This is a genomic window from Methylobacterium sp. A52T (genome assembly GCF_053346095.1).
Map to the genome: position 1 here is coordinate 1 of NZ_JBKFBI010000104.1, position 21252 is coordinate 21252.

Consider the following 21252-nt stretch of genomic DNA (forward strand, 5'->3'; position numbering starts at 1 on the left):
GTCCCCGGCTCCGCCGCGGAGGCGGGAGCCGGGGGGCAGCCGGGGGCCGTTCCGGCGCGCCGCACGCGTGGCGCGGGCCGTGTCGGGCGACAGGGCCGCCCGCACCGCGGCGCGGGCGCGGATCCTCAGATCGCCTGGACCTCGCGGATCTCCGGCAGGAAGTGCCGGAACAGGTTCTGCACGCCGTGCCGCAGGGTCGCCGTGGAGGACGGGCAGCCCGAGCAGGCACCCTTCATCTCCAGATAGACCACGCCCTCCTTGTAGCCGCGGAAGGTGATGTCGCCGCCATCGCCCGCCACCGCCGGGCGCACCCGGGTCTCGAGCAGGTCCTTGATGGTCACGACGGTGTCGTGGTCCGCCTCGTCGTAGAACTCGTCGCCCGGCTCGATCTCGCCGTGGCCGCCCTCGGCCATCACGGGCGCGCCGGACTGGAAGTGCTCCATGATCGCGCCGAGCACCGCCGGCTTGACCTGCGCCCAGTCCGAGCCGTCCTCGGCCTTGGTCACCGAGATGAAGTCGTGGCCGAAATAGACGCCCGCCACGCCCGGGACGGTGAACAGAGCCGCGGCCAGGGGCGAGCGGGCGGCGGCCTCGGCGTCCCGCGCCTCGAAGGTCGATTCCGCCAGCACGACGCGGCCGGGCAGGAACTTCAGGGTGGCCGGGTTCGGCGTGGCTTCGGTCTGGATGAACATGGTGGCGATACTCCGCTGCGCCGGTTCAAGGCCGGCCGGGACAGGCGCCCCGAGGCGCCGCCTCCCATGTGGACCGGCGATCGGATTTTCTCAACCTGTCGTCCGGTCCCGCCGGCGCGCGAGAGTGGACATTCGGCCGGCGGCGCGACAGGACGAACGCCGTCGAACGCCAGAGGAGCCGGCAGTGGACGTGACCGCGGACCAGACCCTCGCGCAGGACTTGCTGAAGGATCTGCGCGAGGCCCAAGCCAAGCTGGACGCGGCGCGCGCGGAAGCGGCCTCGCTCAAGGTGCTGCTCGCGCTGCGCACGCATCAGCACGACCAGGCCTGGCAGGAGGGACAGCGCCTCGCCGCGGCGCTCGCGGAGGCGCAGACCCGCGCGGAGGCGGCCACGTCCGCGCGGGCGGAGACGCAGGCGAACGCCGCCGCGTCCGAAGCCGCCGCGATGGCCGACGAGCGCACCGAGGCGGTCCGGACCGTCCTGGGCGCGGTCCTCGCCAGCATCGGGCACCGCGCCCTCGACCGGCGGCGCTTCCAGGACCTGATCGCCCGGGCCGGCCGCGAGGCGCCGGATCAGGGTCCGGGCGCGGCCCGGCACGCCGTGCTGCTGACCGAGGCGCGGCGGGTGCTGGGGATCGACCCATAGGGCCGCCCGAAGCGCGCGCGCACCGCGACCGGTCGCCGGCGGCAGGGTTAACCGACGCTTAACCCGGCTCTCCCATCGTCGTCCCCGGGACGGACAGGAGATCGACCGCATGCTGATCAGCGAGCACCACGTGCGCGAGTGCGCCTACTACATCTGGGAGAACGAGGGCCGGATTCACGGGCACGCTGCGGCCCACTGGATCCGCGCCGAGGCCGAGCTGCGCGCGAACGCGATGCTCGCGGCCGCCGCGTCCGAGACGGTCGAGGCCGCCGCGATGGCCGCGCCGGTGAAGACCGCCGCCAAGCCGGTTGCCAAGCCGGTCGCCAAGACCGCTGCCACCAAGACCGCCGCTGCCAAGCCCGCCGCCAAGCCCGCCGCCAAGCCCGCCGCGTCGAAGACCGCCGCTGCCAAGCCCGCGGCCGTGAAGGCCGCCGCGAAGCCGGCGGCCCCGAAGCCCGCCCGCGCCTCGAAGGCCGCGGTGACCGCCGGCCTCGCCGCCAAGGCGAAGTCCGCCCGGACCCCGGCCTCGATGCACTGAACGGCCGGCGCCCCGGCGCCACCACGGCCTCTCCCGAAGCCCGCCCCTCACGCAGGGGCGGGCTTCTGCCGTTCCTGGGCCCGGCGCGGAACTCATGGGCCCGGCGCGGAACAGGCCGGGCGCCGGCAGGTTGTCCGGCCTGATGCGGGCGCAGGGCTCCGCGACGGGGCGGCGATGCGCGCGGTGATCTTCGACATCGACGGGACGCTGCTCGACAGCGTCGACCTGCATGCCCGCGCCTGGGTGGAGGCCTTCGCGCATTTCGGCGTGCAGACCGGCTTCGCCGAAGTCCGCCGGCAGATCGGCAAGGGCGGCGACGAGCTGATGCCGGTCTTCCTGTCGGAGGAGCGGATCGCGCGGGAGGGCGAGACCATCGAGGCCTACCGCTCAGACCTGTTCAAGCGGCGCTACCTGTCCGAGGTCCGGCCGTTCCCTGGTGTCCGGCCGCTGTTCGAGCATATCCGCTCCGCCGGGCTGAAGATCGCGCTCGCCTCGTCGGGCAAGCGTTCCGAGGTCGAGCACTACACCGAGATCCTGGAGATCGGCGATCTCGTCGACGTCGCCACGAGCTCGGACGACGCGGACCGGTCCAAGCCGCACCCCGACATCTTCGAGGCCGCCCTGGCGAAGCTCGACGGCGTCCCGCCCGACGCGATCATCGTCGTCGGCGACACCCCCTACGACGCCGAGGCCGCCGCGAAGGCGGGCCTGCGCACCGTCGGCCTCCTCTGCGGCGGCTTTCCGGAGGCGGACCTGAGGGCGGCCGGTTGCGCGGCGATCTACCGAGACCCCGAGGATCTGCTCGACCGATTCGCGGAGTCGCCGCTGGTGGGCCGCTGAGCGGCGGCCCGGCAAGCGGATTCCGTGGCAGGCCCGGCGTCGTCCACACATTCCCGCCACGCTGTTGCAGCGCGGTGACGCGGAGCGATGCCGGCTACGTATTCACGCGAAAAGGACTGGTGCCCGTCGATCGAAAGGCGTAGCGACCCGCCCGCCAATCTGGACTCCTTCGAAGGACGAGCGCCTCGCATGCCCCAGACTCACCAGGCCGGCCCGGCACCGCGCTTCGTGCCGGTCGCCAAGTCGCTGCCGGAGCAGATCGCAGACGCGGTCGAGAGCCGGTCGACCCCGCTCAGCCAGCTGCTCCGCCTGATGGCCGCCCTCGATGCCGAAGGCGGGCACGAGGCCCTGCGGCTGCGGCTCCGCGCCCGGATCGGCGCGCCGCTCGACGCCTGACCCCGCGTCGCGGGTCAATGCCGCCGGTGCCGATGGCGCCGGCCACCCCGCTTCGCCGCCGGTGCGGCCGCCTTCGCGACGCGGTCCATGCAGGCGAAGTAGATCCGGCGCCCGATCTCCTCGAGTTCGAGACCCTGCGGGTTGGGCGCCGAGAACACCTTCGCGCGGGCCTCGTTGCGGCAGGCCGCGTCCTCCGGGCTCCGGATCGGCGGCTCGGCGCGGGCGGCCCCGCCGGCCAGGGCCGAGACGATCCATATCGCTGCCACGATCGATACGCGCGCGCTTGCCAGGGTACTCGGCATACTGACGTTGGGACCTCACTCGCTCGGGACACAGATAGAGCGTCTCGATCACCCGTGAAGCTTGGTCAGAGTGCGGGCTCCGGCAATAATCGACAGCCTTCGCGTCAGGGCACGATCCAGCGGCACGGCCCTCCGCCGGCGACGGTCAGGCACTCGTAGGGCGCCCCGCCGATCAGGGCCCGCTGCTCCACGGTGCCGATCGCGCCGCGCTGGATCCGCCGGCAGCCGGCCTCCGAGGGGGCGGGGCCGCCGCTACCCGAGGCCGCGTCGATCCGCCGGGCGGCGATCAGCGTCTCGCAGGCCATCACCGTATCCGCCCCCTGCGCGCGGGCAGCCCGGGGCGCGACGGCGACGGGCAGAGCGGCGAGGACGAGGATCGCGGGGAGAACCAGTCGGGATCGGGAACGCATCGCGGCCTCGGCTGCCCGCGCCGCACGGGCGCGTCGCGGTTCGGCCGCCCTCAACGCGTCGCCGCGCGCGTTGGTTGCCGCGTGCGGGCACGCCCCCCCGAACGCGACGACGCCCGCCTTGCGGGCGGGCGTCGTGGGCGTCCGAAGCTCGGGTGAGCCGACGGCCTGCGCTCAGCGCTTGGTCTTGACCTTCGCCTTGCGGGCCGCGTAGCGCGCGTCGCGCTGGGCCTTCTTGGCGGCCAGGTCGGCCGACTTGCGCTCCTGCGCGGCGGCCAGTTCGGCGGCCTCGCGGGCGATCTGGGCGGCGAGTTCCGCCTCCTCCCGCTGACGCTTCTCCTCGGCGGCCTTCCGCTCGGCGGCGATCCGGGCAGCCTCGCGCTCGCGGGAGCGCTCCTCGCGGGCCTTGGCGACCTCGGCGCGGGCCTTCGCCTTGGCGATCACCTCGGGGTCATCGGCCGCGGGGCGAGCCTTGAACTTGGCCAGCAGGGCGGCCTTGGCGTTCTGCGAGTTCTGGCGACGGTCGTCGAAATTCCTGTAGTCGAATGCGCTCATCTGACCTTTCTCAGTTGGGTACGTCTCGCGTGTCGCGGGGACATCCGGCGGGGCCGGGCACGTACTGAGTCTGCAGGTTCCGACGCCATCCCCGCGCCCCGGAACCGCACCGATCCACCGGCTGTACCGATGGTCCGACCCGAGCGTTCGGCCTGCGTCTGAACGCTCGGGTCGGACCATTGTTCGAAGATCGCAGAGCCCTTAATCAGAGCTTCACGCGAGATGCAATCGGCGAGACCTGCGCAGGCGGCCGGTCCAGCGACAATCCCGGCCCACTCTGTAAGAGTTTCGACCCGCGGTGCGGAAATACCTCAGGCCGTCGGCCGGCAGGGGCTTCGGTGCTCGACAGGCGGGCGCGCATCCATCCCCTGGACTTGCCTGCCAGCCCTAGATGGGTCGCCAGCAGGGCGAAGACAAGATTCGTGTTCTCCCAGCGCGCGTCGCGAGGCTCTCCGCTGAACGGACCTATACTTCCATCGCAAAGCAGACCTGCAAAATCGACAGCGTGATCACTGCCGGACCTTCGATCCGGCGAGGGGTCGCGCTTCCGCTCCGGCCTTTGAACATGCCCAGAATCTGCCCTCCCGCCACCGCCTAATTCTTGTGCACACGGATCCGAGCGCGTCGGATCCATCGCCAGCACGTCCCCGCCTGCCTATGATCTAGGCACGCGGGCGCGCGTTCGCGGCACAGGGCCTGCTTGCCGCGGTCGATCGCGTCCCGCGCGATCGGCCTGAGGAGCCCCATGTCCGAGACCCGCCCCCCGTACGATCCCGAGAGCTACGCCGCGGCCGCGGCGGCCCTGCTCGGCCTCACCCTCGATCCCGCGTGGATCGCCCCGGTGACCGCGAATCTGCGCGTCCTGGCCGCGGCGGCCGAGCTGGTGGAGGCCTTCCCGCTCGCCGACGCGATCGACGCTGCCCCGAGGTTCGAGGCGTGAGCGCGAGCGAGCCCTCGACGGCAACGGCGATCGCCGCAGCGATCGCCGATGGCCGGACCACCGCGCGGCAGGCCGTCACGGCGGCGCTCGACCGGATCGGGCGCCTCGATGACAAGGTCGGCGCCTTCACCGACGTGCTGTCCGCCCGCGCCCTGGCCCGGGCCGACGCGCAGGACGCCGCGCGCCGCGACGGGGCGTCGCCGGGCCCGCTGGCCGGCGTGCCGTTCGCGGTGAAGAACCTGATCGACATCGACGGCCTGCCGACCCGCGCCGGATCGAAGATCAACCGGGAGCGGCCGCCGGCCGAGCGGGACGGCGCCCTTGTCCGGCGCCTGGAAGCCGCGGGGGCGATCCTCGTCGGCGCCCTCAACATGGGCGAGTACGCCTACGACTTCACCGGCGAGAACATCCACGACGGCGACGCCCACAACCCGCACGCCCTGGATCACATGACCGGCGGCTCGTCGGGCGGCTCGGGCGCGGCCATCGCCGCCGGGATGGTGCCGCTCACGCTGGGCTCGGACACGAACGGCTCGATCCGCGTCCCCGCGGCGTTCTGCGGCTGCTTCGGCCTCAAGCCGACCTACGGCCGGCTGACCCGCGCGGGGAGCTTCCCCTTCGTGGGCAGCCTCGACCACCTCGGCCCGATGGCCCGGAGCGTGACCGATCTCGCGCTCGCCTACGACGCCATGCAGGGCCCCGATCCGGACGATCCGGTGGCGACGCTCCGCCCGGCGGAGCCGGTCCTGCCGCGGCTCGAGGCGGGGATCGACGGCCTGCGCGTCGCGGTGGCCGGCGGCCATTTCGCCCGCAACGGCGAACCGGAAGCCTTCGCGGCGGTGGCGCGCGCCGCCGAGGCGCTCGGCGCGCGGCGCACCGTCGAGCTGCCGGAGGCCCACCGCGCCCGCGCGGCCGCCTACCTGATCACCGCCGCGGAGGGCGCCACGCTCCACCTCGACCGTCTCCGGACCCGGCCGCAGGATTTCGACCCGGCGGTCCGCGACCGGCTGATCGCCGGGGCGATGATCCCGGCGCCCCACGTGGAGCGGGCGCAGCGCTTCCGCCGCTGGTACCGGGCGCGGGTGCTGGAGCTGTTCGAGACCGTCGACGTGATCCTGGCCCCGGCCACGCCCTGCCGCGCGCCGAGGGGCGGCCAGACCCACTTCGTCCTCGACGGCGTGACGCTGCCGGTGCGCGCCAATATCGGCGTGTTCACGCAGCCGGTCAGCTTCATCGGCCTCCCGGTCGTGGCGGCGCCGGTCCGGCTCGACGCCGGTCTGCCGCTCGGCGTCCAGATCATCGCCGCGCCCTGGCGCGAGGATCTCGTCCTGCGCGCGGCGCGCTATCTCGAACGGACCGGCGTCAGCACGGCGCCCATCGCGGAGCTTGCCCGATGATCATCGACGATCCCGCCGTGAAGGCCGAGGTCGAGGCCGCGTTCCGGGCCTACGAGACGGCGCTCACCACCAACGACGTCCCGACCCTGGAGGCGCTGTTCCGGGACGATCCGCTGACCATCCGCTACGGGATCGGCGAGAACCTCTACGGCATGGACGCGATCCGCGCCTTCCGCCGGGCCCGCTCCCCGGCGGGCCTGGAGCGGACCCTGGCGCGGACGCAGATCACCACCTACGGGCGCGACTTCGCCACCGCGATGACGCTGTTCACGCGCGCCAGCGCGCCGGGGAAGATCGGCCGCCAGAGCCAGACCTGGGCGCGCTTCCCGGAGGGCTGGCGGGTGGTCGCAGCCCACGTGAGCCTGATCGACGCGGACTAGCCGCGGAGCGACCCGCGCCCCGGCGGGGGCGTGTGGCCGCGGGCTTGCATACGGTCGAGCGTATTCCGCGCCGTCTGGCGCGGACCAACGCGAGTACCCGACCCGAGATGCTGTCCCGTCTGAGAAAACTCGGCGCCCGTGCGGCGCTGGCCGGCGCCCTGGCGCTCTCCGCGAGCTCCGCTGCCCTCGCGCAGGGGACGCTGCGGATCGGCATGACCGCCTCCGACATCCCGCTGACCACCGGCCAGACCGACAACGGCGGCGAGGGCATGCGGTTCATGGGCTACACGGTCTATGACGGCCTCATCAACTGGGACCTGTCGAGCGCCGAGCTGGCCTCCGACCTCGTGCCGGGGCTCGCGACCAGCTGGGGCGTCGACGCCAGCGACAAGACCAAGTGGACCTTCAAGCTCCGGCCGGGCGTGAAATTCCACGACGGCTCGGACTTCACCGCCGACGCGGTGGTCTGGAACCTCGACAAGCTCCTGAAGGCCGACGCGCCGCAATACGACCCGCGCCAGTCCGCGCAGGGCAAGACCCGCATCCCGGCGGTCGCGAGCTACCGGGCGGTCGACCCGCTGACCGTCGAGATCACCACCAAGGCCCCCGACGCGACGCTGCCCTACCAGATCGCCTGGATCATGATGTCGTCGCCGGCCCAGTGGGAGAAGCTCGGCAAATCCTGGGACGCCTTCGCCAAGCAGCCCTCGGGCACCGGCCCGTGGAAGCTGACCCTGTTCGCCCCGCGCGAGCGCGCCGAGATGGTCCCGTTCAAGGAGTACTGGGACAAGGACCGCGTGCCGAAGCTCGACAAGCTCGTGCTGATCCCGCTGCCGGAGGCCAACGCCCGGACGGCCGCCCTGCGCTCCGGTCAGGTCGACTGGATCGAGGCGCCGGCGCCGGACGCCGTCGCCTCGCTCAAGAGCGCCGGCTTCACCATCGTGACCAACGCCTACCCGCATAACTGGACGTGGCACCTGTCGCGCGTCGAGGGCTCGCCCTGGAACGACATCCGCGTCCGCAAGGCGGCCAACCTCGCCATCGACCGCGAGGGCCTGAAGGAGCTGCTCGGCGGCCTCGCGATCCCCGCCAAGGGCTTCATGCCGCCCGGCCACCAGTGGTTCGGCCACCCGACCTTCGACATCAAGTACGACCCGGAGGCCGCCAAGAAGCTGCTGGCCGAGGCGGGCTACAGCGCGGCCAAGCCCCTGAAGCTGAAGGTCGCGATCTCGGCCTCGGGCTCGGGCCAGATGCAGCCGCTTCCGATGAACGAGTTCGTCCAGCAGAACCTCGCCGACGTGGGCATCCAGGTCGATTACGAGGTCGTGGAGTGGAACACGCTGATCAACATCTGGCGGGCCGGGGCCAAGGCCGACATCTCCCGCGGCGTCTCGGCGATCAACTACTCGTACTTCATCCAGGACCCCTTCACCGGCTTCATCCGCCACCTGCAGTGCAACTTCGCCCCGCCGAACGGCACGAACTGGGGCTACTACTGCGATCCGGCGATGGACAAGCTGTTCGATCAGGTCCGCAACACCTTCGACAAGGCCGAGCAGACGAAGGTCCTGGAGAAGGTCCACGAGAAATACGTCGACGACGCGCTGTTCATCATGATCACGCACGACGTCAATCCGCGCGCGATGAGCCCCAAGGTGAAGGGCTTCGTCCAGGCGCAGAACTGGTTCCAGGACTTCTCGAAGATTACGATGGCGACCGCGGGTCGGTAGCGCCGCCGTCGCGCCCGCGAGCGATCGGAGGTACGCAACGGGTTCGCGAAGCCAGGTCTCCAGGAGGCGCGGGTCCCCTCTCCCGTGCGGGAGAGGGATAGGGTGAGGGATGAGAACAGTCCGGAAGAGTCGCGGCCTGTACGCGCATCGGCGGCCTGTTCAGTCCTGATCCTTCTCGACCCTCACCCCAACCCTCTCCCGCACGGGAGAGGGGGCGGGTCGCGCCTCGCGAGGATCTAAGCGTCTTCAAAGCCTCCGCGCGTCGGAGGCGACCGAACCGCGAGAAGATATCCATCGGCCAGAAGGCGAGTAATGCTGCTCTACATCCTCAAACGACTGGTCTACGTGACGCCCGTGGCGTTCGGGGTCAGCGTCGTCTGCTTCCTCCTCGTCCACCTCGCCCCGGGCGATCCCCTGAGCGCGGTCCTGCCCGCCGACGCCACCCAGGCCACCATCGACGAGATGCGGGCCGCCTACGGCTTCGATAAGCCCCTGCCGGTCCAGTACCTGATCTGGCTCTGGCACGTGCTGCACGGCGATCTCGGCACCTCGATCGCCACCGGCCGCCCGGTGCTCGGCGAGGTCAGCCGCGCCGTGGTGAACTCGCTGATCCTCGCCTCGGTGGCGACCGTGATCGGCTTCACCTTCGGCACCCTGTTCGGCTTCGTGGCGGGCTATCACCGCAACTCCCTGGCCGACCGGGCGGCCTCGGCCGTGTCGGTCTTCGGCGTGAGCGTGCCGCACTACTGGCTCGGCATGGTCCTGGTGATCGTGTTCTCGGCCAATCTCGGCTGGCTGCCGCCCACCGGGGCCGGGCCCGACGGCTCCGGCAACTGGCGGCCCGACTTCGAGCACCTGCGCTACCTGATCCTGCCGGCCATCACGATGTCGGTGATCCCGATGGGCATCATCGCCCGCACGGTCCGGGCGCTGGTGGCCGACATCCTGTCCCAGGACTTCGTCGAGGCCCTGCGCGCCAAGGGCATGGACGAGCGCGGCGTGTTCCGCCACGTCGTGCGCAACGCCGCCCCGACCGCGCTCGCCATCATGGGCCTGCAGCTCGGCTACCTGCTCGGCGGCTCGATCCTGGTCGAGACCGTGTTCGCGTGGCCGGGCACCGGCTTCCTGCTCAACGCCGCGATCTTCCAGCGCGACCTGCCCCTGCTCCAGGGCTCGATCCTCGTGCTGGCGATGTTCTTCGTGCTGCTCAACCTGCTGGTGGACGTGATGCAGACCGCCCTCGACCCGCGCATCGAGCGCGCTTGAGCCGGAGCCCGACGATGACCGTTCCCGTCACCGCGGCCTCCGTGGCCCTCGACGGCGGCGTCCTCGCCGCCGAGGGCGTGGCCCACGGGCCCGAGGCCGCCTTCGTCCCGTCGCGGGGCTTCTGGGGCCATGTCGGCCACCGGCTCGTGCGCGACCCCGTCGCCATGGGCGCGGGCGCCGTGATCCTGATCGTCGTGCTGATCGCGATCCTCTCGCCCTGGATCACCCCGATGGACCCCTACAAGGGCTCCATGCTGCGCCGCCTCAGGCACGTCGGCGACGCCACCTACTGGCTCGGATCCGACGAGCTCGGCCGCGACATGATCAGCCGGCTGATGCTGGGCTCGCGGCTGTCGCTGTTCATCGGCGTCACGCCGGTGCTGATCGCCTTCGTGATCGGCTCCGCGATCGGCATCCTGGCCGGCTACGTCGGCGGCTGGACCAACACGATCCTGATGCGCACCATCGACGTGTTCTTCGCCTTCCCGTCGGTGCTGCTGGCGATCGCGCTGTCCGGGGCGCTCGGCGCCGGCATCTTCAACTCGATCGTGTCGCTGACCTGCGTGTTCGTGCCCCAGATCGCCCGCGTCGCCGAGAGCGTGACCACGGGCATCCGCAAGCGCGACTACATCGACGCCGCCAAGCTGTCGGGCGCCTCGGCCCTGACGATCATGCGCGTGCAGGTGCTCGGCAACGTCGTCGGGCCGATCTTCGTCTACGCGACCAGCCTGATCTCGGTCTCGATGATCCTGGCCTCTGGCCTCTCGTTCCTCGGCCTCGGCGTGCGCCCGCCCGAGCCCGAATGGGGCCTGATGCTCAACACCCTGCGCACCGCGATCTACGTCAATCCGGTCGTGGCCGCCCTCCCGGGCGTCTGCATCTTCATCGTCTCGATCGCCTTCAACCTGTTCTCGGACGGGCTCCGGTCCGCCATGGAGATTCGCCAGTGAGCGTCATCCCGGACGCCCCCGACCCGTTCGCCCGCGACCGCGGCGGACCCGCCCAGCCGCTCCTGTCGGTCTCGGGCCTCGTCAAGCACTTCCCGGTCCGCAAGGCCGGCGGCAAGAAGCAGGTCGTCCGCGCGGTCGACGGCGTCGACTTCGACGTCCTGAAGGGTGAGACGCTCGGCATCGTCGGTGAATCCGGCTGCGGGAAGTCGACGACCGCCAAGCTGCTCATGGGCCTGATCGAGCGCGATACCGGCACGATGCTGTACGACGGCCAGCCGGTCGGCGAGCGCGCCATGCCCTGGCGGTCCTACCGTCGCCAGGCCCAGATGGTGTTCCAGGACAGCTACGCGTCCCTCAACCCGCGCATGACCGTCGAGCAGTCGATCGCCTTCGGCCCGAAGGTCAACGGCGTGCCCGCCCGCGAGGCGGTGGAGCGCGCCCGCGGGCTGCTCGCCCGGGTCGGGCTGGAGCCGAAGCGCTTCGCCGGCCGCTACCCGCACGAGATCTCCGGCGGCCAGCGCCAGCGGGTGAACATCGCCCGGTCGCTCGCCCTGGAGCCGCGGCTGGTGCTCCTCGACGAGGCGGTCTCGGCGCTGGACAAGTCGGTGGAGGCGCAGGTCCTGAACCTGCTCCTCGACCTGAAGGCCGAGTTCGGCCTGACCTACATCTTCATCAGCCACGACCTGAACGTCGTGCGCTTCATCTCCGACCGGGTGATGGTGATGTATCTCGGCCGGGTCTCCGAGATCGGCCCGTCCGACACGGTGCTCGACGCGCCGGCGCACCCCTACACCGAGGCGCTGCTCGCCTCGATGCCGTCGCTCGATCCCGACAACCGCACCCAGGCGGCGCTGCTCGCGGGCGACCCGCCGAACCCGATCGACCCGCCCCCGGGCTGCCGCTTCCACCCGCGCTGCGCCCTGGCGGAGGACGTCTGCGGCCGGACGGAGCCGCCCCTCGACACGATCCGGCCGCTGCACCGCGTCGCCTGCCTCGCCCGCCAGCCGGGTTCCGGCCACTCCGCGGCGCCCGCGGGCGCGCTGGCAGCATGAGCACCCCGATGTCCGGTTCAGAACCCGCGGTCGCCCTCGAGAACCTGCGCGTCGCCTTCGGCAAGGTGCAGGTCGTCGACGGCGTCGACCTGAGCCTGGAGCGCGGTCAGGCGCTGGCGCTCATCGGCGAGTCCGGCTCCGGCAAGAGCGTGACCCTGCGGGCGATCCTGCGGCTGTTCCCGGCGGGGCGCAGCCGGATCGAGGGCGGCATCCGGGCCGCCGGCAAGGACGTGCAGGCGCTGACCCGGCGCCAGCTCGCCGATTTCCGCGGCGGCGACGTCTCGATGATCTTCCAGGAGCCGCTGCTCGCCTTCGACCCGGTCTACACGGTCGGCCGGCAGATCACCGAGGCGATCCTGCGCCACGAGACGATCTCCAAGGACGAGGCGCGGAAGCGGGCGCTCGCCCTGTTCGAGCGGGTGCGGATCCCGAGCCCGGAGCGGCGGCTCGACAACTACCCGCACGAGATGTCGGGCGGCATGCGCCAGCGGGCCATGATCGCGCTGGCGCTGGCCTGCCGGCCGCAGGTCCTGCTCGCCGACGAGCCGACCACGGCGCTCGACGCCACGGTGCAGATCCAGGTCCTGCTGCTGCTCCGCGAGCTGCAGCGCGACCTCGGCCTGTCGATCGTGATCGTCACCCACGATCTCGGCGCGGCCGTGGAGGTCGCCGACCGGATCGCCGTGATGTACGCGGGCAAGATCGTCGAGACCGGCACGGCGCATCAGGTGGTGCTGAACCCGCACCATCCCTACACGATCGGCCTGCTGCGCAGCCGGGCGGAGGGGGCGCTCGCCAAGGGCTCCCGGCTCCAGACCATCCCCGGCAGCCCGCCCGACCTCGCCAACCGCCCGCCGGGCTGCCCGTTCGCGCCGCGCTGCTTCCTGGCCGAGGAACGCTGCCGCCGGGAGATGCCGCCGGTCGCCGAGATCGCCCCCGGCCACCGCGTCGCCTGCTGGCGGACCGAGGAGGCCTCGGCGGCCTACCGGGCCGGCCCGACACCCGTGCGCGCCGCCGAGCCGGTCCCGGCCTGACCTCGACGCCCCCGCGCCGAGGCTTTATCCGGCTCGGCGCGGTCCCGCGGCGGCGGACCGCGTCCGAACCGGCCGCGCGGGCGTCACGATGACCCAAGTCCTATCCGGGCCAGTCCCGTCCGAGATCCTGCTCGTGCCCCGGGGCGAGGCCGGGCACTTCCTGCCGGCGGCCCTCGGCTGGCTGGGCAAGCGGGTCACCGTCACCGCCCAGCCCGGCCCGGCGAACCACGTCCTCTGCCTGCCGGTCCTCGATTTCGTGCGCCTCGGCTTCCCGGAGGCGAACGGGCGCCTCGACCTGCTCGAACCGGGGGACGCCGAGAACCTCCGCGCCGGGCGCGCCGCGCTGCTCCTCGACCTCTCGAACGAGGGGCCGGGCCTGCACGCGCCGACCTTCGAGGCTCTGCACCGGAACCTCGAAGACCGCGGGATCCCGCGCGAGCGGGTGATCCTCGTCACGCAGAACCGGCTGCTGCGGCTCGACTACGAGCGGCTCTACGGCGAGGGCCTGCGGTTCTGGACCTTCGAGTTCTTCCCGCTCCAGGTCGCCCTCTGGCTGGACGACGCCGAGGGCCCGCGGCTCTTCCCCCAGCACCCCCTCGACCGCGTCGGCTACGCGCCCTTCGCCCGCGCCGCCGGCCCGGCCCGGTTCCTCTGCCAGAACGCGGCCCTGCGCTGGCACCGGGTGCTGCTCTACCGCTGGTTCCAGCTCAACGGGCTGGACCGGGACGGTCTGATCTCCTTCCACGGCATCGGCGAGGACAACCCGAAGGCGGGCGGCATCGACGTCTTCCACGCCCCGCCGGAGATCGAGGCGGCCTTCGGGCCGCTGCTCGCCGATGTCGGCAGCTGGATCCCGCGCCGGGCGCGGCGGATCGATGCCGATCAGGGCACCGACATGGTCATGACCCTCGACACCCAGGCCTACGCGGCGTGCGACCTGACCGTCATCTCGGAGACCGACTTCTTCGAGCCGGGCGTCGAGCGGATCACCGAGAAGTCGATCAAGGCGGCGGCGACGGGCCTGCCCTTCGTGACGGTGGGCGCGCCGCGCGCCGTCGCGCGGCTGTCCGAGTTGGGCTTCGAGACCTTCGGCGGCCTGATCGACCACCATTACGACCTCGTGTCCGACCCGGCCGAGCGGCTGCCGCTCGTGTTCCGGTCGATCGAGCGCGCCTGGGCCGCGTGCCGGGACGACCGGGCGCGCTGGCACCGCCTCGCCCGCGAGCAGGCCGAGGCCAACGTGGCCCACGCGCGGCGCGGATTGCTGCCGCAGTACGAGCGGGTGATGGTCGCGCCGCTGATCGAGCGGCTGAACCGGTTCATGGAGACGGGCGCGGTCCTCCACTGACCGCCGCCCGCAGGACCTCCGCCATGCGCCGCACCGCCGGCTCGATCGCCCGCACGGGCACGGCGGCGTAGCCGAGGAGCAGGCCCGGCTCCGCCGGCCCGGCGTGGTAGGCCGAGAGCGCGACCGCCGAGATCCCCGCGTGGCCGAGCGCCGCCGCGGCCGCCACGTCGCTCAGGGCCGCCCCCCAGGCCGGCCCGGGCCGGGCGATGACGTGCATCCCGCCCTCCATGGCGGCGATCGCCGCGACGTCCCCGGCGTGGCGGCGCGCGGCCTCGACCAGCGCCTCCTGGCGCAGGGCGTAGAGGCGGCGGGTCCGGCGCAGATGGCCGGCGAGGTGGCCGTCCTCGATGAAGCGCGCCAGCGCCCACTGGCCGATCCCGGGCGGGGCGGGACCGGTCTCGGCCAGCGCCTGGTTGACCGGCGCGACGAGGCCGCGGGGCAGGACGAGGTAGCTCAGGCCGAGGGCGGGCAGCAGCAGCTTCGAGAAGCTGCCGACGTAGATCACCCGGCCGCCGCGATCGAGGGTGCGCAGCGGCGCGAGCGGGCGCCCGGCATAGCGGTAGGCGCCGTCGTAATCGTCCTCCACGATCCAGCCCGAGACCGCCTCGGCCCAGGCCAGCAGGTCGAGGCGGTTCTCCAGGCTCATGGCGTGCCCGAGGGGGTAATGGTGGGCCGGCGTCACCACCGCGAGCCGCGCGCCGGGCGCCCCCGCGGCGGCCAGGGCCACCGACAGCCCCCCGGGACCGACCGGGACGGGGATCGGGTTCAGGCCGGCGCCGGCGAGGGCCTGCGCGATGCCCGGGAAGCCGGGCTCCTCGACCAGGGCGGTCTCGCCGGGATCGAGGAGCAGTTCGGCGAGCAGGCGCAGGCTCTGGCGGATACCCGCGGTGACGATGACGTCGTCGGCCTCGCAGGCAACCCCGCGCGCCTGCGCCAGGTAGGCGGCGATGGCGCCGCGCAGGGCCGGTGAGCCGCGTGGGTCCGGCCGCTCGGTCGGGCCGTGGCGCCACTCGGCCTGGAGCAGGCGCCCCCAGACCTCGAACGGGAAAGCGTCCTGCGCCGGCCGGCCGAGGGCGAAGGCGTCGGGCACGCCCGGACCCGCCATGTAGCGCCGGCTCGAAGCGGACACGAGGCGGGTGCCCCGACGGGACAGGGTCGGGGCCGGCTCGACGCCCGGGCGGCGGAGCGGGCCAGGCGCGGGCAGCGCGTCGTCCGGCAGCGTCGCGGCGACGCGGGTCGCGGAGCCCGGCCGCGCCGTCAGGTAGCCCTCGGCGGTCAGCTGCTCCAGCGCCAGGACGACGGTCCCGCGCGCGCAGCCGAGGTCGGCGGCCAGGACCCGCGAGGCCGGGAGCCGGGCCCCGCGCGGCAGCCGGCGCTCGAGGATCGCCGCGCGCAGGCCCTCCCGGAGCTGCGCGTGAAGCGGCGCCGCGGCCGCGGCGTCGAGGGTGAGCGTCAGGGGGAGGGGAGCCCGGGCCACGGGGCAAACTGGTCCAGTCGCGGTTCGAGAATTGGACCTTTCGCCTGGACCGCCGAACGGTCAAGCCCGGATCCGCAACATCGCCGCAGGACAGGCCCATGTACCAGCCGCCCCACTTCCGGGACGATTCGCGCGCCGCGCAGCACGCGCTGATCCGCGCCAACCCCCTCGGCCTGCTGGTGACCGCCGGGGCGGGTGGCCTGACCGCCAACCCGATCCCGTTCCTCCTGGACGACGACGGTCCCCACGGGGTGCTGCGGGCGCATCTCGCCCGCGCCAACCCGCAGGGTCAGGATCTCGCCGCGGCGGAGGAGTGCCTGATCGTGTTCCAGGGGCCGCAGGGCTACGTCACGCCGAGCTGGTACGCGAGCAAGCGCGAGCACGGCCGGGTGGTCCCGACCTGGAACTACGCGACCGTCCACGCCTGGGGCCGGCCGCGGATGATCGAGGATGCGGAGTGGCTCGGGCGCCAGATCGCCGACCTCACCGCCCTGCGCGAGGCGTCCCGGGCCGAGCCGTGGGCGGTCGCGGACGCGCCGGCGCCGTTCGTCGCCGCGCAGGTCCGGAGCATCATCGGCATCGAGATTCCGATCACGCGGATCGAGGGGAAGTGGAAGATGAGCCAGAACAGGCCCGAGGCCGACCGGCACGGGGTCATCGCGGGGCTGCGCGCCGAGGGCGAGGCGGGTCTCGCCGGGCTGGTCGCCGAGCGGAGCGGGCTGTGAGCGCGCGCCTCAACGGCTTCGGCCAGCCCGTCGGCCCGGCCCTGCCGGACTGGAGCCCGCGCCCGCGGCCGCCGCGCACGCCCCTGGAGGGCCGCTACTGCCGGCTCGTGCCGCTCGACGCCGCGGCGCACGCGGACGCGCTCTACGCCACCTACAGGGCCGCCCCCGACACGCGCGGCTGGACCTATCTCGGCGACGAGATGCCGGAGAGTGCGGAGGCCTACAGGGCGCGCCTGGCGACGCAGCAGGCGAGCGCGGACCCGCTGTTCCACGCGATCCTGGATCCCGCGACCGGCGACGCCCTCGGGATCGCCTCGTATCTGCGGATCGATCCCGGCAACGGCGTGATCGAGGTCGGCCACCTCCACTTCGGCCCGCGGCTGCAGCGGGCGCCCGCCGCCACGGAGGCCATGGCGCTGATGATGGCCCGCGCCTTCGACGAGCTCGGCTACCGGCGCTACGAGTGGAAGTGCGACAGCCTCAACGCCCCGTCCCGGGCGGCGGCGCTGCGGCTCGGCTTCACCTTCGAGGGCATCTTCCGCAACGCCGTGGTGGTGAAGGGCCGCTCCCGCGACACGGCATGGTTCTCCATCACCGATTCCGAGTGGCCGCGGGTCCGCGCCGGCTTCGCGGCGTGGCTGGACCCGTCGAACTTCGACGGGGCGGGTCGCCAGCGGCGCGGGCTCGCGGACCTGCGCGCCGCCGCGGGCTGAGCCGACTCAGGGGCCGCCGGCCAGGAACGCCTCCGCACTGCGCAGGCTGAGCGCCATGATGGTCAGGGCCGGGTTCGCCGCGAGCGAGCTCGGGAAGGTCGAGCCGTCGCAAATCCACAGGTTGTCGATGTCGAAGCTGCGGCCGTGCGGGTCGACGACGGCGTTCGTCCCGTCGCGGCCCATCCGGCAGGTCCCGAGCGTGTGGGCGACGCGCTCCAGCACCCAGACGTCGTCGGCCCCCGCCTCCTGCCAGAGATCGCGCATGACCTTCGTGGCGTGCGCGTTGAGGCGGTTCTCGTTGGTGCTGTAGCCGAAACTGATATGGGCCTTGCGCATCCCGTGCGCGTCGGTCTCGTCGGCGAGGGTCAGCACGTTGGCGTCGCAGGGCAGCGTCTCGCCGTTGATGCCGATGCCGGCGAAGTGGTTGTAGCGGTCGAGATAGTCGAGGAGCGGCTGCCCCCACAGGCCGCGCCCCCGCGCCGCCGAGTTGCCGAAGGTCAACGGCACCACGCCGAGGCTCTGGATCAGGTAGCCGCCGGCGAAGTCGGCACCGGCGCGGATGAAGTCCTCGGTGATCAGCGAGGACGGATAGCCCCGGTTCATGCGCACCTCGTGGTCGAAGGTGCCCCAGACCTGGGTCGCCACGTGCCCCATGTAGTTGCGCCCGATCTGGTCGCTGGAATTGGCCAGGCCGAGATGAAGCAGCAGGCGCGGCGTCTCGACCGCCCCGCCGCAGAGGAAGACGGCGCCGCAGCGCTGCCGCCGCTCCGCGCCGTCCTGCCGGTAGACCACGCCGGTGATCCGGCCGTCGGCGCCACGCTCCAGGCCGTGGACGAAGGCCTCGGCCCGGATCTCGGCGCCGCGGGCGACCGCGTAGGGCAGGTAGGTCACGTCCATGCTGGCCTTGGCGCCCGTGCGGCAGCCCTGGTGGCAGAAGCCGCAATTGATGCAGGCGTTGCGGCGGGGTCCGTCCTCGGACTGGAAGTCCCGCGAGACCACCGCGGCGGGCGCGTCCGCCCACCGGATGCCGCGGGCCTCGCAGGCCCGCGCCATGATCTGCGCCGGCCCGTTCCGCGGGACCGGGGGCAGGGGATAGCGGCGGCCGGCATCCCACGGATAGCTCTGCGCGCCGGAGACGCCGAGGAAGCGCTCGACCCGCTCGTAGAACGGGAGCAGGTCCTCGTAGGACAGCGGCCAGTCGACCCCTTCGCCGCTCTCGGTGTGGAGTCGGAGGTCGCGGGCGTCGGCCCGGGGCACGAAGGCGCCCCAGTGCAGCGTCGAGCCGCCGACGCCGGTCCCGCTGTTGTTCGCCCCGAAGGCCTCCGGGGTCGAGCCGCCGCTCAGCCGCTCTTCGGTCCAGTAGATCTCGTCCGCGAGCGTCTCGTCGAAGGCGAAGCGCTCCGGCGTGAAGTTCGGACCGGCCTCCAGGGCCACGACCTTCAGGCCCGCGGCGGCGAGGCGCGCGAGGAGCGGCGCGCCGCCCGCACCGGTCCCCACCACGACCGCGTCGACGGCCTCGTCCGCGCGGTAGGTCCGCATCCCCGCGAGGTTCATCGTCCCGCCTCCGTCCGCAGCGCCCGCGGCTCCCAGGGTTCCGGCGCGTCGAGTCCGACGGCGTGGAAGCCCGGCAGGTCGTCGGCGATCTCGCCCGGCCGGTCGCCGCCGGCACCGATGCCCGAGAAGCCGATCCGCGCCAGGGCCGCCGGGTGGCCGAGCCAGAGGCGGACCGCGTCGGCGCGGAGATCCTCGAACCAGAACCGCATCCGGTCGGCGTCGAGGCGGCCGCCGAGGCTCTCCGGAACCTTCAGCGCGGCGCGCGCGCACAGGGTGAGCAGCCCGTCCTGCTCGGCCGCGTCGAGAGTCACGAACGGGCGGTCGCGGGCGATGCGGGCGGCGGCGTCCAGCGTCCGAAGGGCGGCGCGGTAGGCCTCCGCGTCCGGCGGCAGGGCCGAGAAGCGCCAGCCGTCCCCGTCGCCGGAGGCCAGCCGCCGGTCGAGGCGGGCGGCCAGATCGAGGTGCGGCACCGGCACGACGCGGGCGAGGGCGGCTCGCAGGATCGCGAGTTCCACCGGGTCGAGGGCCGCCGGCCGATAGGCGGGATCGTCCGGCGCGGCGCGCTCAGCGAGCGCCTCACGGAGGCGGCTGTTCACGCGCTCGGAGGCGATCAGCGCCGCGTAAGCCGGCGGCACCGCCGGGCCGGCCTCGACGGGCGGGCAGGGCCGGTCACCGAGATGGGCGCGCAGGTGGTCGGCCAGGGCCGCGGGCCGCTCCAGCGGCAGGAGGTGGCCGACGCCGTCGACGGTGACGAGACGGTGGTGCGCGAGGTGGGGCGCCGTGAGGGCCCGCTGCGCGTCCGGCCCGAGGTCGGCATCCTCGGACCCGGCGAGGATCAGCGCCGGGGTGCGCAGGACGCCGACCCGGCGGCACCAGTCCTCGTTGGCGCCCTCCTCGAGCCAGGCTTTCCAGGCGGCCGGCTCGGCCCGCAGGACGTCGGCCACCGCCCGGGCCTCGCTTTCGGGATCCAGGCCATCGCCCACGTTGGCGCGCACGAAGGCTTCGGCCTCGCGGCGCCGGGTCTCCGGATCCGCGTCGATCCAGGCGAGCATCTCGGCGCGCCGGCCCTCCGGGATCGGCTCCGGGCTCGGCGGCGAGCCGGAGACCAGGACGAGGTCGGTGAGCCCCGCCAGCCCCGCCTCGCCATCCTCGGCCCGGCGCGCGAGCGCCAGCGCCACCTTGGCCCCCATGCTGTGCCCGGCGATCCCGTAGCGCGCCGGAGCCCGCGCGCGGATGGCCTCGGCCACGTGATCGGCCATGGCGGCGACAGAGTAGCCCGGCGTGCCGGCGGCATCGCCGAAACCCGGCAAGTCTACGGGCACGCAAGTCAACGGCGTCCCGTCGAGGGCGCGCGCGAGACGCTCCCAGCTTCGGGCACTTCCGCCCAGAAAGTGCAGGCAGAACAGGACTTCGGGCTCGGACATCGGCGAGACATCGCGCGGCACCGGATTGCTTCAAGCGTACGCGACGCCGCATGGCCGAAGTCTTGTCCCGGACCCGTTGGCCCGGCCGTGACCGCGTGCGATCAGGAGGATCGGAGGAGGCGGCGATGGCGGATCTCGAACAGGCCTGGCGCGTGGAGGAGGCCTGCCTCAACGCCTGGCCGAGCCCGCGCGAGCTCTTGGTCCACGGCTACCTGCTGCGCGCCGCCGGCGGCCGCTCGAAGCGGCAGAATTCCGTGAACCCCATGCGCGGGAGCGGCGCGCCCGGACCGGCCATCGCGGCGGCGCGCGCGATCTACGGCCGCCTGGGACAGCGCCCGATCTTCCGCGTGCCGGCCATCGCCCCGCAGATGGAGCCGCTCCTCGCCGGCGGCGATTACAGCGTGGTCGACGAGACCTGCACGCTGATCCGCGGTCTCGACGACCTGTCGACCGCGCCCGATCCGGCCGTGGCGGTCGCCGCGGCGCCCGGGCCGGACTGGCTGGCCCTGCGCGACGCGGTGAACCGCGCGGATGAAGCGGCCGCGCGGGTCTTCCGCGACACCGTCGCCGCCCTCGCCCTGCCGCGGGCCTTCGCGGCGGCCGCGGCCGAGGGCGGCATCGGCGCCATCGCTTTCGGGGTGCTCGACCGGGAGCTGATGGTCATCGAGGCGGTGGCGACGCCCGAACCGCTGCGCGGCCGCGGCCATGCCCGGCGCGCGGTCGGCGCGCTGCTGCGCTGGGGCCGCGGGGAGGGCGCGAAGGCCGCCTGCCTGCAGGTCGTGGCCGCGAACACGCCGGCGCGGGCGCTCTACAGCGCCCTCGGCTTCGAGCGCGAACTGTACCGCTATCACTACCGGGTCGGACCGGAGCCCGGCTGAGACGCGGG

The 21252-nt window shown here is 73.2% G+C and carries 23 protein-coding genes; 16 read left to right on the forward strand and 7 right to left on the reverse strand.

Features of this window, described 5'->3' with window-relative positions:
- Positions 1 to 125 precede the first annotated feature (125 nt).
- Positions 126 to 692 carry a NifU family protein gene (locus ACLBYE_RS21640; RefSeq protein ID WP_020093462.1) on the reverse strand — a complete coding sequence of 189 codons (567 nt, stop codon included), beginning with the start codon at positions 690 to 692 and terminating at the stop codon, positions 126 to 128.
- 184 nt (positions 693 to 876) lie between these two features.
- Between ACLBYE_RS21640 and ACLBYE_RS21645 the strand changes: the two genes are divergently transcribed.
- The 4 genes from ACLBYE_RS21645 to ACLBYE_RS21660 all read left to right on the forward strand — a co-directional run bounded on the left by ACLBYE_RS21645 (position 877) and on the right by ACLBYE_RS21660 (position 3112).
- The gene (locus ACLBYE_RS21645; RefSeq protein WP_447695721.1) at positions 877 to 1338 is read left to right on the forward strand and encodes an atp-dependent helicase; all 462 of its coding nucleotides are present in this window, start codon (positions 877 to 879) and stop codon (positions 1336 to 1338) included.
- Positions 1339 to 1447: 109 nt separating this feature from the next.
- Positions 1448 to 1876, forward strand: a complete 429-nt coding sequence (locus ACLBYE_RS21650) for a DUF2934 domain-containing protein (protein ID WP_447695722.1) — start codon at positions 1448 to 1450, stop codon at positions 1874 to 1876.
- A gap of 174 nt (positions 1877 to 2050) precedes the next feature.
- Positions 2051 to 2716: an HAD family hydrolase gene (locus ACLBYE_RS21655; protein ID WP_447695723.1), complete on the forward strand. Its 666-nt coding sequence runs from the start codon at positions 2051 to 2053 to the stop codon at positions 2714 to 2716.
- 189 nt (positions 2717 to 2905) lie between these two features.
- Complete coding sequence (locus ACLBYE_RS21660) at positions 2906 to 3112, forward strand: hypothetical protein (protein WP_056522580.1); 207 nt, start codon at positions 2906 to 2908, stop codon at positions 3110 to 3112.
- A 14-nt stretch (positions 3113 to 3126) separates the two neighbouring features.
- Here ACLBYE_RS21660 and ACLBYE_RS21665 read toward each other — a convergent pair whose 3' ends face one another.
- The 3 genes from ACLBYE_RS21665 to ACLBYE_RS21675 all read right to left on the reverse strand — a co-directional run bounded on the left by ACLBYE_RS21665 (position 3127) and on the right by ACLBYE_RS21675 (position 4376).
- Positions 3127 to 3414: a hypothetical protein gene (locus tag ACLBYE_RS21665; RefSeq protein WP_447695724.1), complete on the reverse strand. Its 288-nt coding sequence runs from the start codon at positions 3412 to 3414 to the stop codon at positions 3127 to 3129.
- Positions 3415 to 3518: 104 nt separating this feature from the next.
- Positions 3519 to 3824 (reverse strand): hypothetical protein, encoded by a 306-nt coding sequence (locus ACLBYE_RS21670; RefSeq protein WP_447695725.1) that lies wholly within the window; start codon positions 3822 to 3824, stop codon positions 3519 to 3521.
- A 171-nt stretch (positions 3825 to 3995) separates the two neighbouring features.
- On the reverse strand, positions 3996 to 4376 hold the full coding sequence (locus ACLBYE_RS21675) for a DUF6481 family protein (RefSeq protein WP_447680619.1): 381 nt from the start codon (positions 4374 to 4376) through the stop codon (positions 3996 to 3998).
- A 745-nt stretch (positions 4377 to 5121) separates the two neighbouring features.
- Between ACLBYE_RS21675 and ACLBYE_RS21680 the strand changes: the two genes are divergently transcribed.
- The 9 genes from ACLBYE_RS21680 (at position 5122) to ACLBYE_RS21720 (ending at position 14473) form a co-directional block, all read left to right on the forward strand.
- Positions 5122 to 5316 carry an AtzG-like protein gene (locus tag ACLBYE_RS21680; RefSeq protein WP_447695726.1) on the forward strand — a complete coding sequence of 65 codons (195 nt, stop codon included), beginning with the start codon at positions 5122 to 5124 and terminating at the stop codon, positions 5314 to 5316.
- Positions 5313 to 6713 carry an AtzE family amidohydrolase gene (locus ACLBYE_RS21685; RefSeq protein WP_447695727.1) on the forward strand — a complete coding sequence of 467 codons (1401 nt, stop codon included), beginning with the start codon at positions 5313 to 5315 and terminating at the stop codon, positions 6711 to 6713. Before ACLBYE_RS21680 ends, ACLBYE_RS21685 begins: the two co-directional genes overlap by 4 nt.
- Positions 6710 to 7093 carry an oxalurate catabolism protein HpxZ gene (gene hpxZ / locus ACLBYE_RS21690; RefSeq protein ID WP_447695728.1) on the forward strand — a complete coding sequence of 128 codons (384 nt, stop codon included), beginning with the start codon at positions 6710 to 6712 and terminating at the stop codon, positions 7091 to 7093. Before ACLBYE_RS21685 ends, hpxZ begins: the two co-directional genes overlap by 4 nt.
- A 107-nt stretch (positions 7094 to 7200) precedes the next feature.
- Complete coding sequence (locus ACLBYE_RS21695) at positions 7201 to 8823, forward strand: ABC transporter substrate-binding protein (RefSeq protein ID WP_447695729.1); 1623 nt, start codon at positions 7201 to 7203, stop codon at positions 8821 to 8823.
- A 312-nt stretch (positions 8824 to 9135) separates the two neighbouring features.
- A complete protein-coding gene (locus tag ACLBYE_RS21700; protein WP_056522601.1) occupies positions 9136 to 10089 on the forward strand; it encodes an ABC transporter permease in 954 nt (317 codons plus the stop codon).
- Between the two features lie 14 nt (positions 10090 to 10103).
- Positions 10104 to 11039 (forward strand): ABC transporter permease, encoded by a 936-nt coding sequence (locus ACLBYE_RS21705; protein WP_447695730.1) that lies wholly within the window; start codon positions 10104 to 10106, stop codon positions 11037 to 11039.
- A complete protein-coding gene (locus ACLBYE_RS21710; protein ID WP_447695731.1) occupies positions 11036 to 12091 on the forward strand; it encodes an ABC transporter ATP-binding protein in 1056 nt (351 codons plus the stop codon). The genes ACLBYE_RS21705 and ACLBYE_RS21710 overlap by 4 nt, the downstream gene beginning before the upstream one ends.
- An 8-nt stretch (positions 12092 to 12099) precedes the next feature.
- Positions 12100 to 13125, forward strand: coding sequence for an ABC transporter ATP-binding protein (locus ACLBYE_RS21715; RefSeq protein WP_447695732.1), 1026 nt, complete (start codon positions 12100 to 12102; stop codon positions 13123 to 13125).
- An 88-nt stretch (positions 13126 to 13213) separates the two neighbouring features.
- Positions 13214 to 14473 (forward strand): hypothetical protein, encoded by a 1260-nt coding sequence (locus ACLBYE_RS21720; RefSeq protein ID WP_447695733.1) that lies wholly within the window; start codon positions 13214 to 13216, stop codon positions 14471 to 14473.
- Here ACLBYE_RS21720 and pdxR read toward each other — a convergent pair.
- The gene (gene pdxR, locus ACLBYE_RS21725) at positions 14445 to 15950 is read right to left on the reverse strand and encodes a MocR-like pyridoxine biosynthesis transcription factor PdxR (protein WP_447695734.1); all 1506 of its coding nucleotides are present in this window, start codon (positions 15948 to 15950) and stop codon (positions 14445 to 14447) included. The two genes, ACLBYE_RS21720 and pdxR, sit on opposite strands and share 29 nt — an antisense overlap.
- A gap of 98 nt (positions 15951 to 16048) precedes the next feature.
- Here pdxR and ACLBYE_RS21730 point away from each other — a divergent pair, with 98 nt between their 5' ends.
- Positions 16049 to 16675: an FMN-binding negative transcriptional regulator gene (locus ACLBYE_RS21730; protein WP_447695735.1), complete on the forward strand. Its 627-nt coding sequence runs from the start codon at positions 16049 to 16051 to the stop codon at positions 16673 to 16675.
- Positions 16672 to 17388 (forward strand): GNAT family N-acetyltransferase, encoded by a 717-nt coding sequence (locus ACLBYE_RS21735; RefSeq protein ID WP_447695736.1) that lies wholly within the window; start codon positions 16672 to 16674, stop codon positions 17386 to 17388. The genes ACLBYE_RS21730 and ACLBYE_RS21735 overlap by 4 nt, the downstream gene beginning before the upstream one ends.
- Positions 17389 to 17394: 6 nt before the next feature.
- Here the strand turns inward: ACLBYE_RS21735 and ACLBYE_RS21740 are convergent, their stop codons facing one another.
- Positions 17395 to 18942 carry a GMC family oxidoreductase gene (locus ACLBYE_RS21740; RefSeq protein ID WP_447695737.1) on the reverse strand — a complete coding sequence of 516 codons (1548 nt, stop codon included), beginning with the start codon at positions 18940 to 18942 and terminating at the stop codon, positions 17395 to 17397.
- Positions 18939 to 20366, reverse strand: a complete 1428-nt coding sequence (locus ACLBYE_RS21745) for an alpha/beta hydrolase (protein ID WP_447695738.1) — start codon at positions 20364 to 20366, stop codon at positions 18939 to 18941. Before ACLBYE_RS21745 ends, ACLBYE_RS21740 begins: the two co-directional genes overlap by 4 nt.
- A gap of 125 nt (positions 20367 to 20491) precedes the next feature.
- On the opposite strand from ACLBYE_RS21745, the gene ACLBYE_RS21750 reads away from it, so the two are divergent.
- Positions 20492 to 21244 (forward strand): GNAT family N-acetyltransferase, encoded by a 753-nt coding sequence (locus ACLBYE_RS21750; RefSeq protein ID WP_447695739.1) that lies wholly within the window; start codon positions 20492 to 20494, stop codon positions 21242 to 21244.
- Positions 21245 to 21252: the final 8 nt, after the last annotated feature.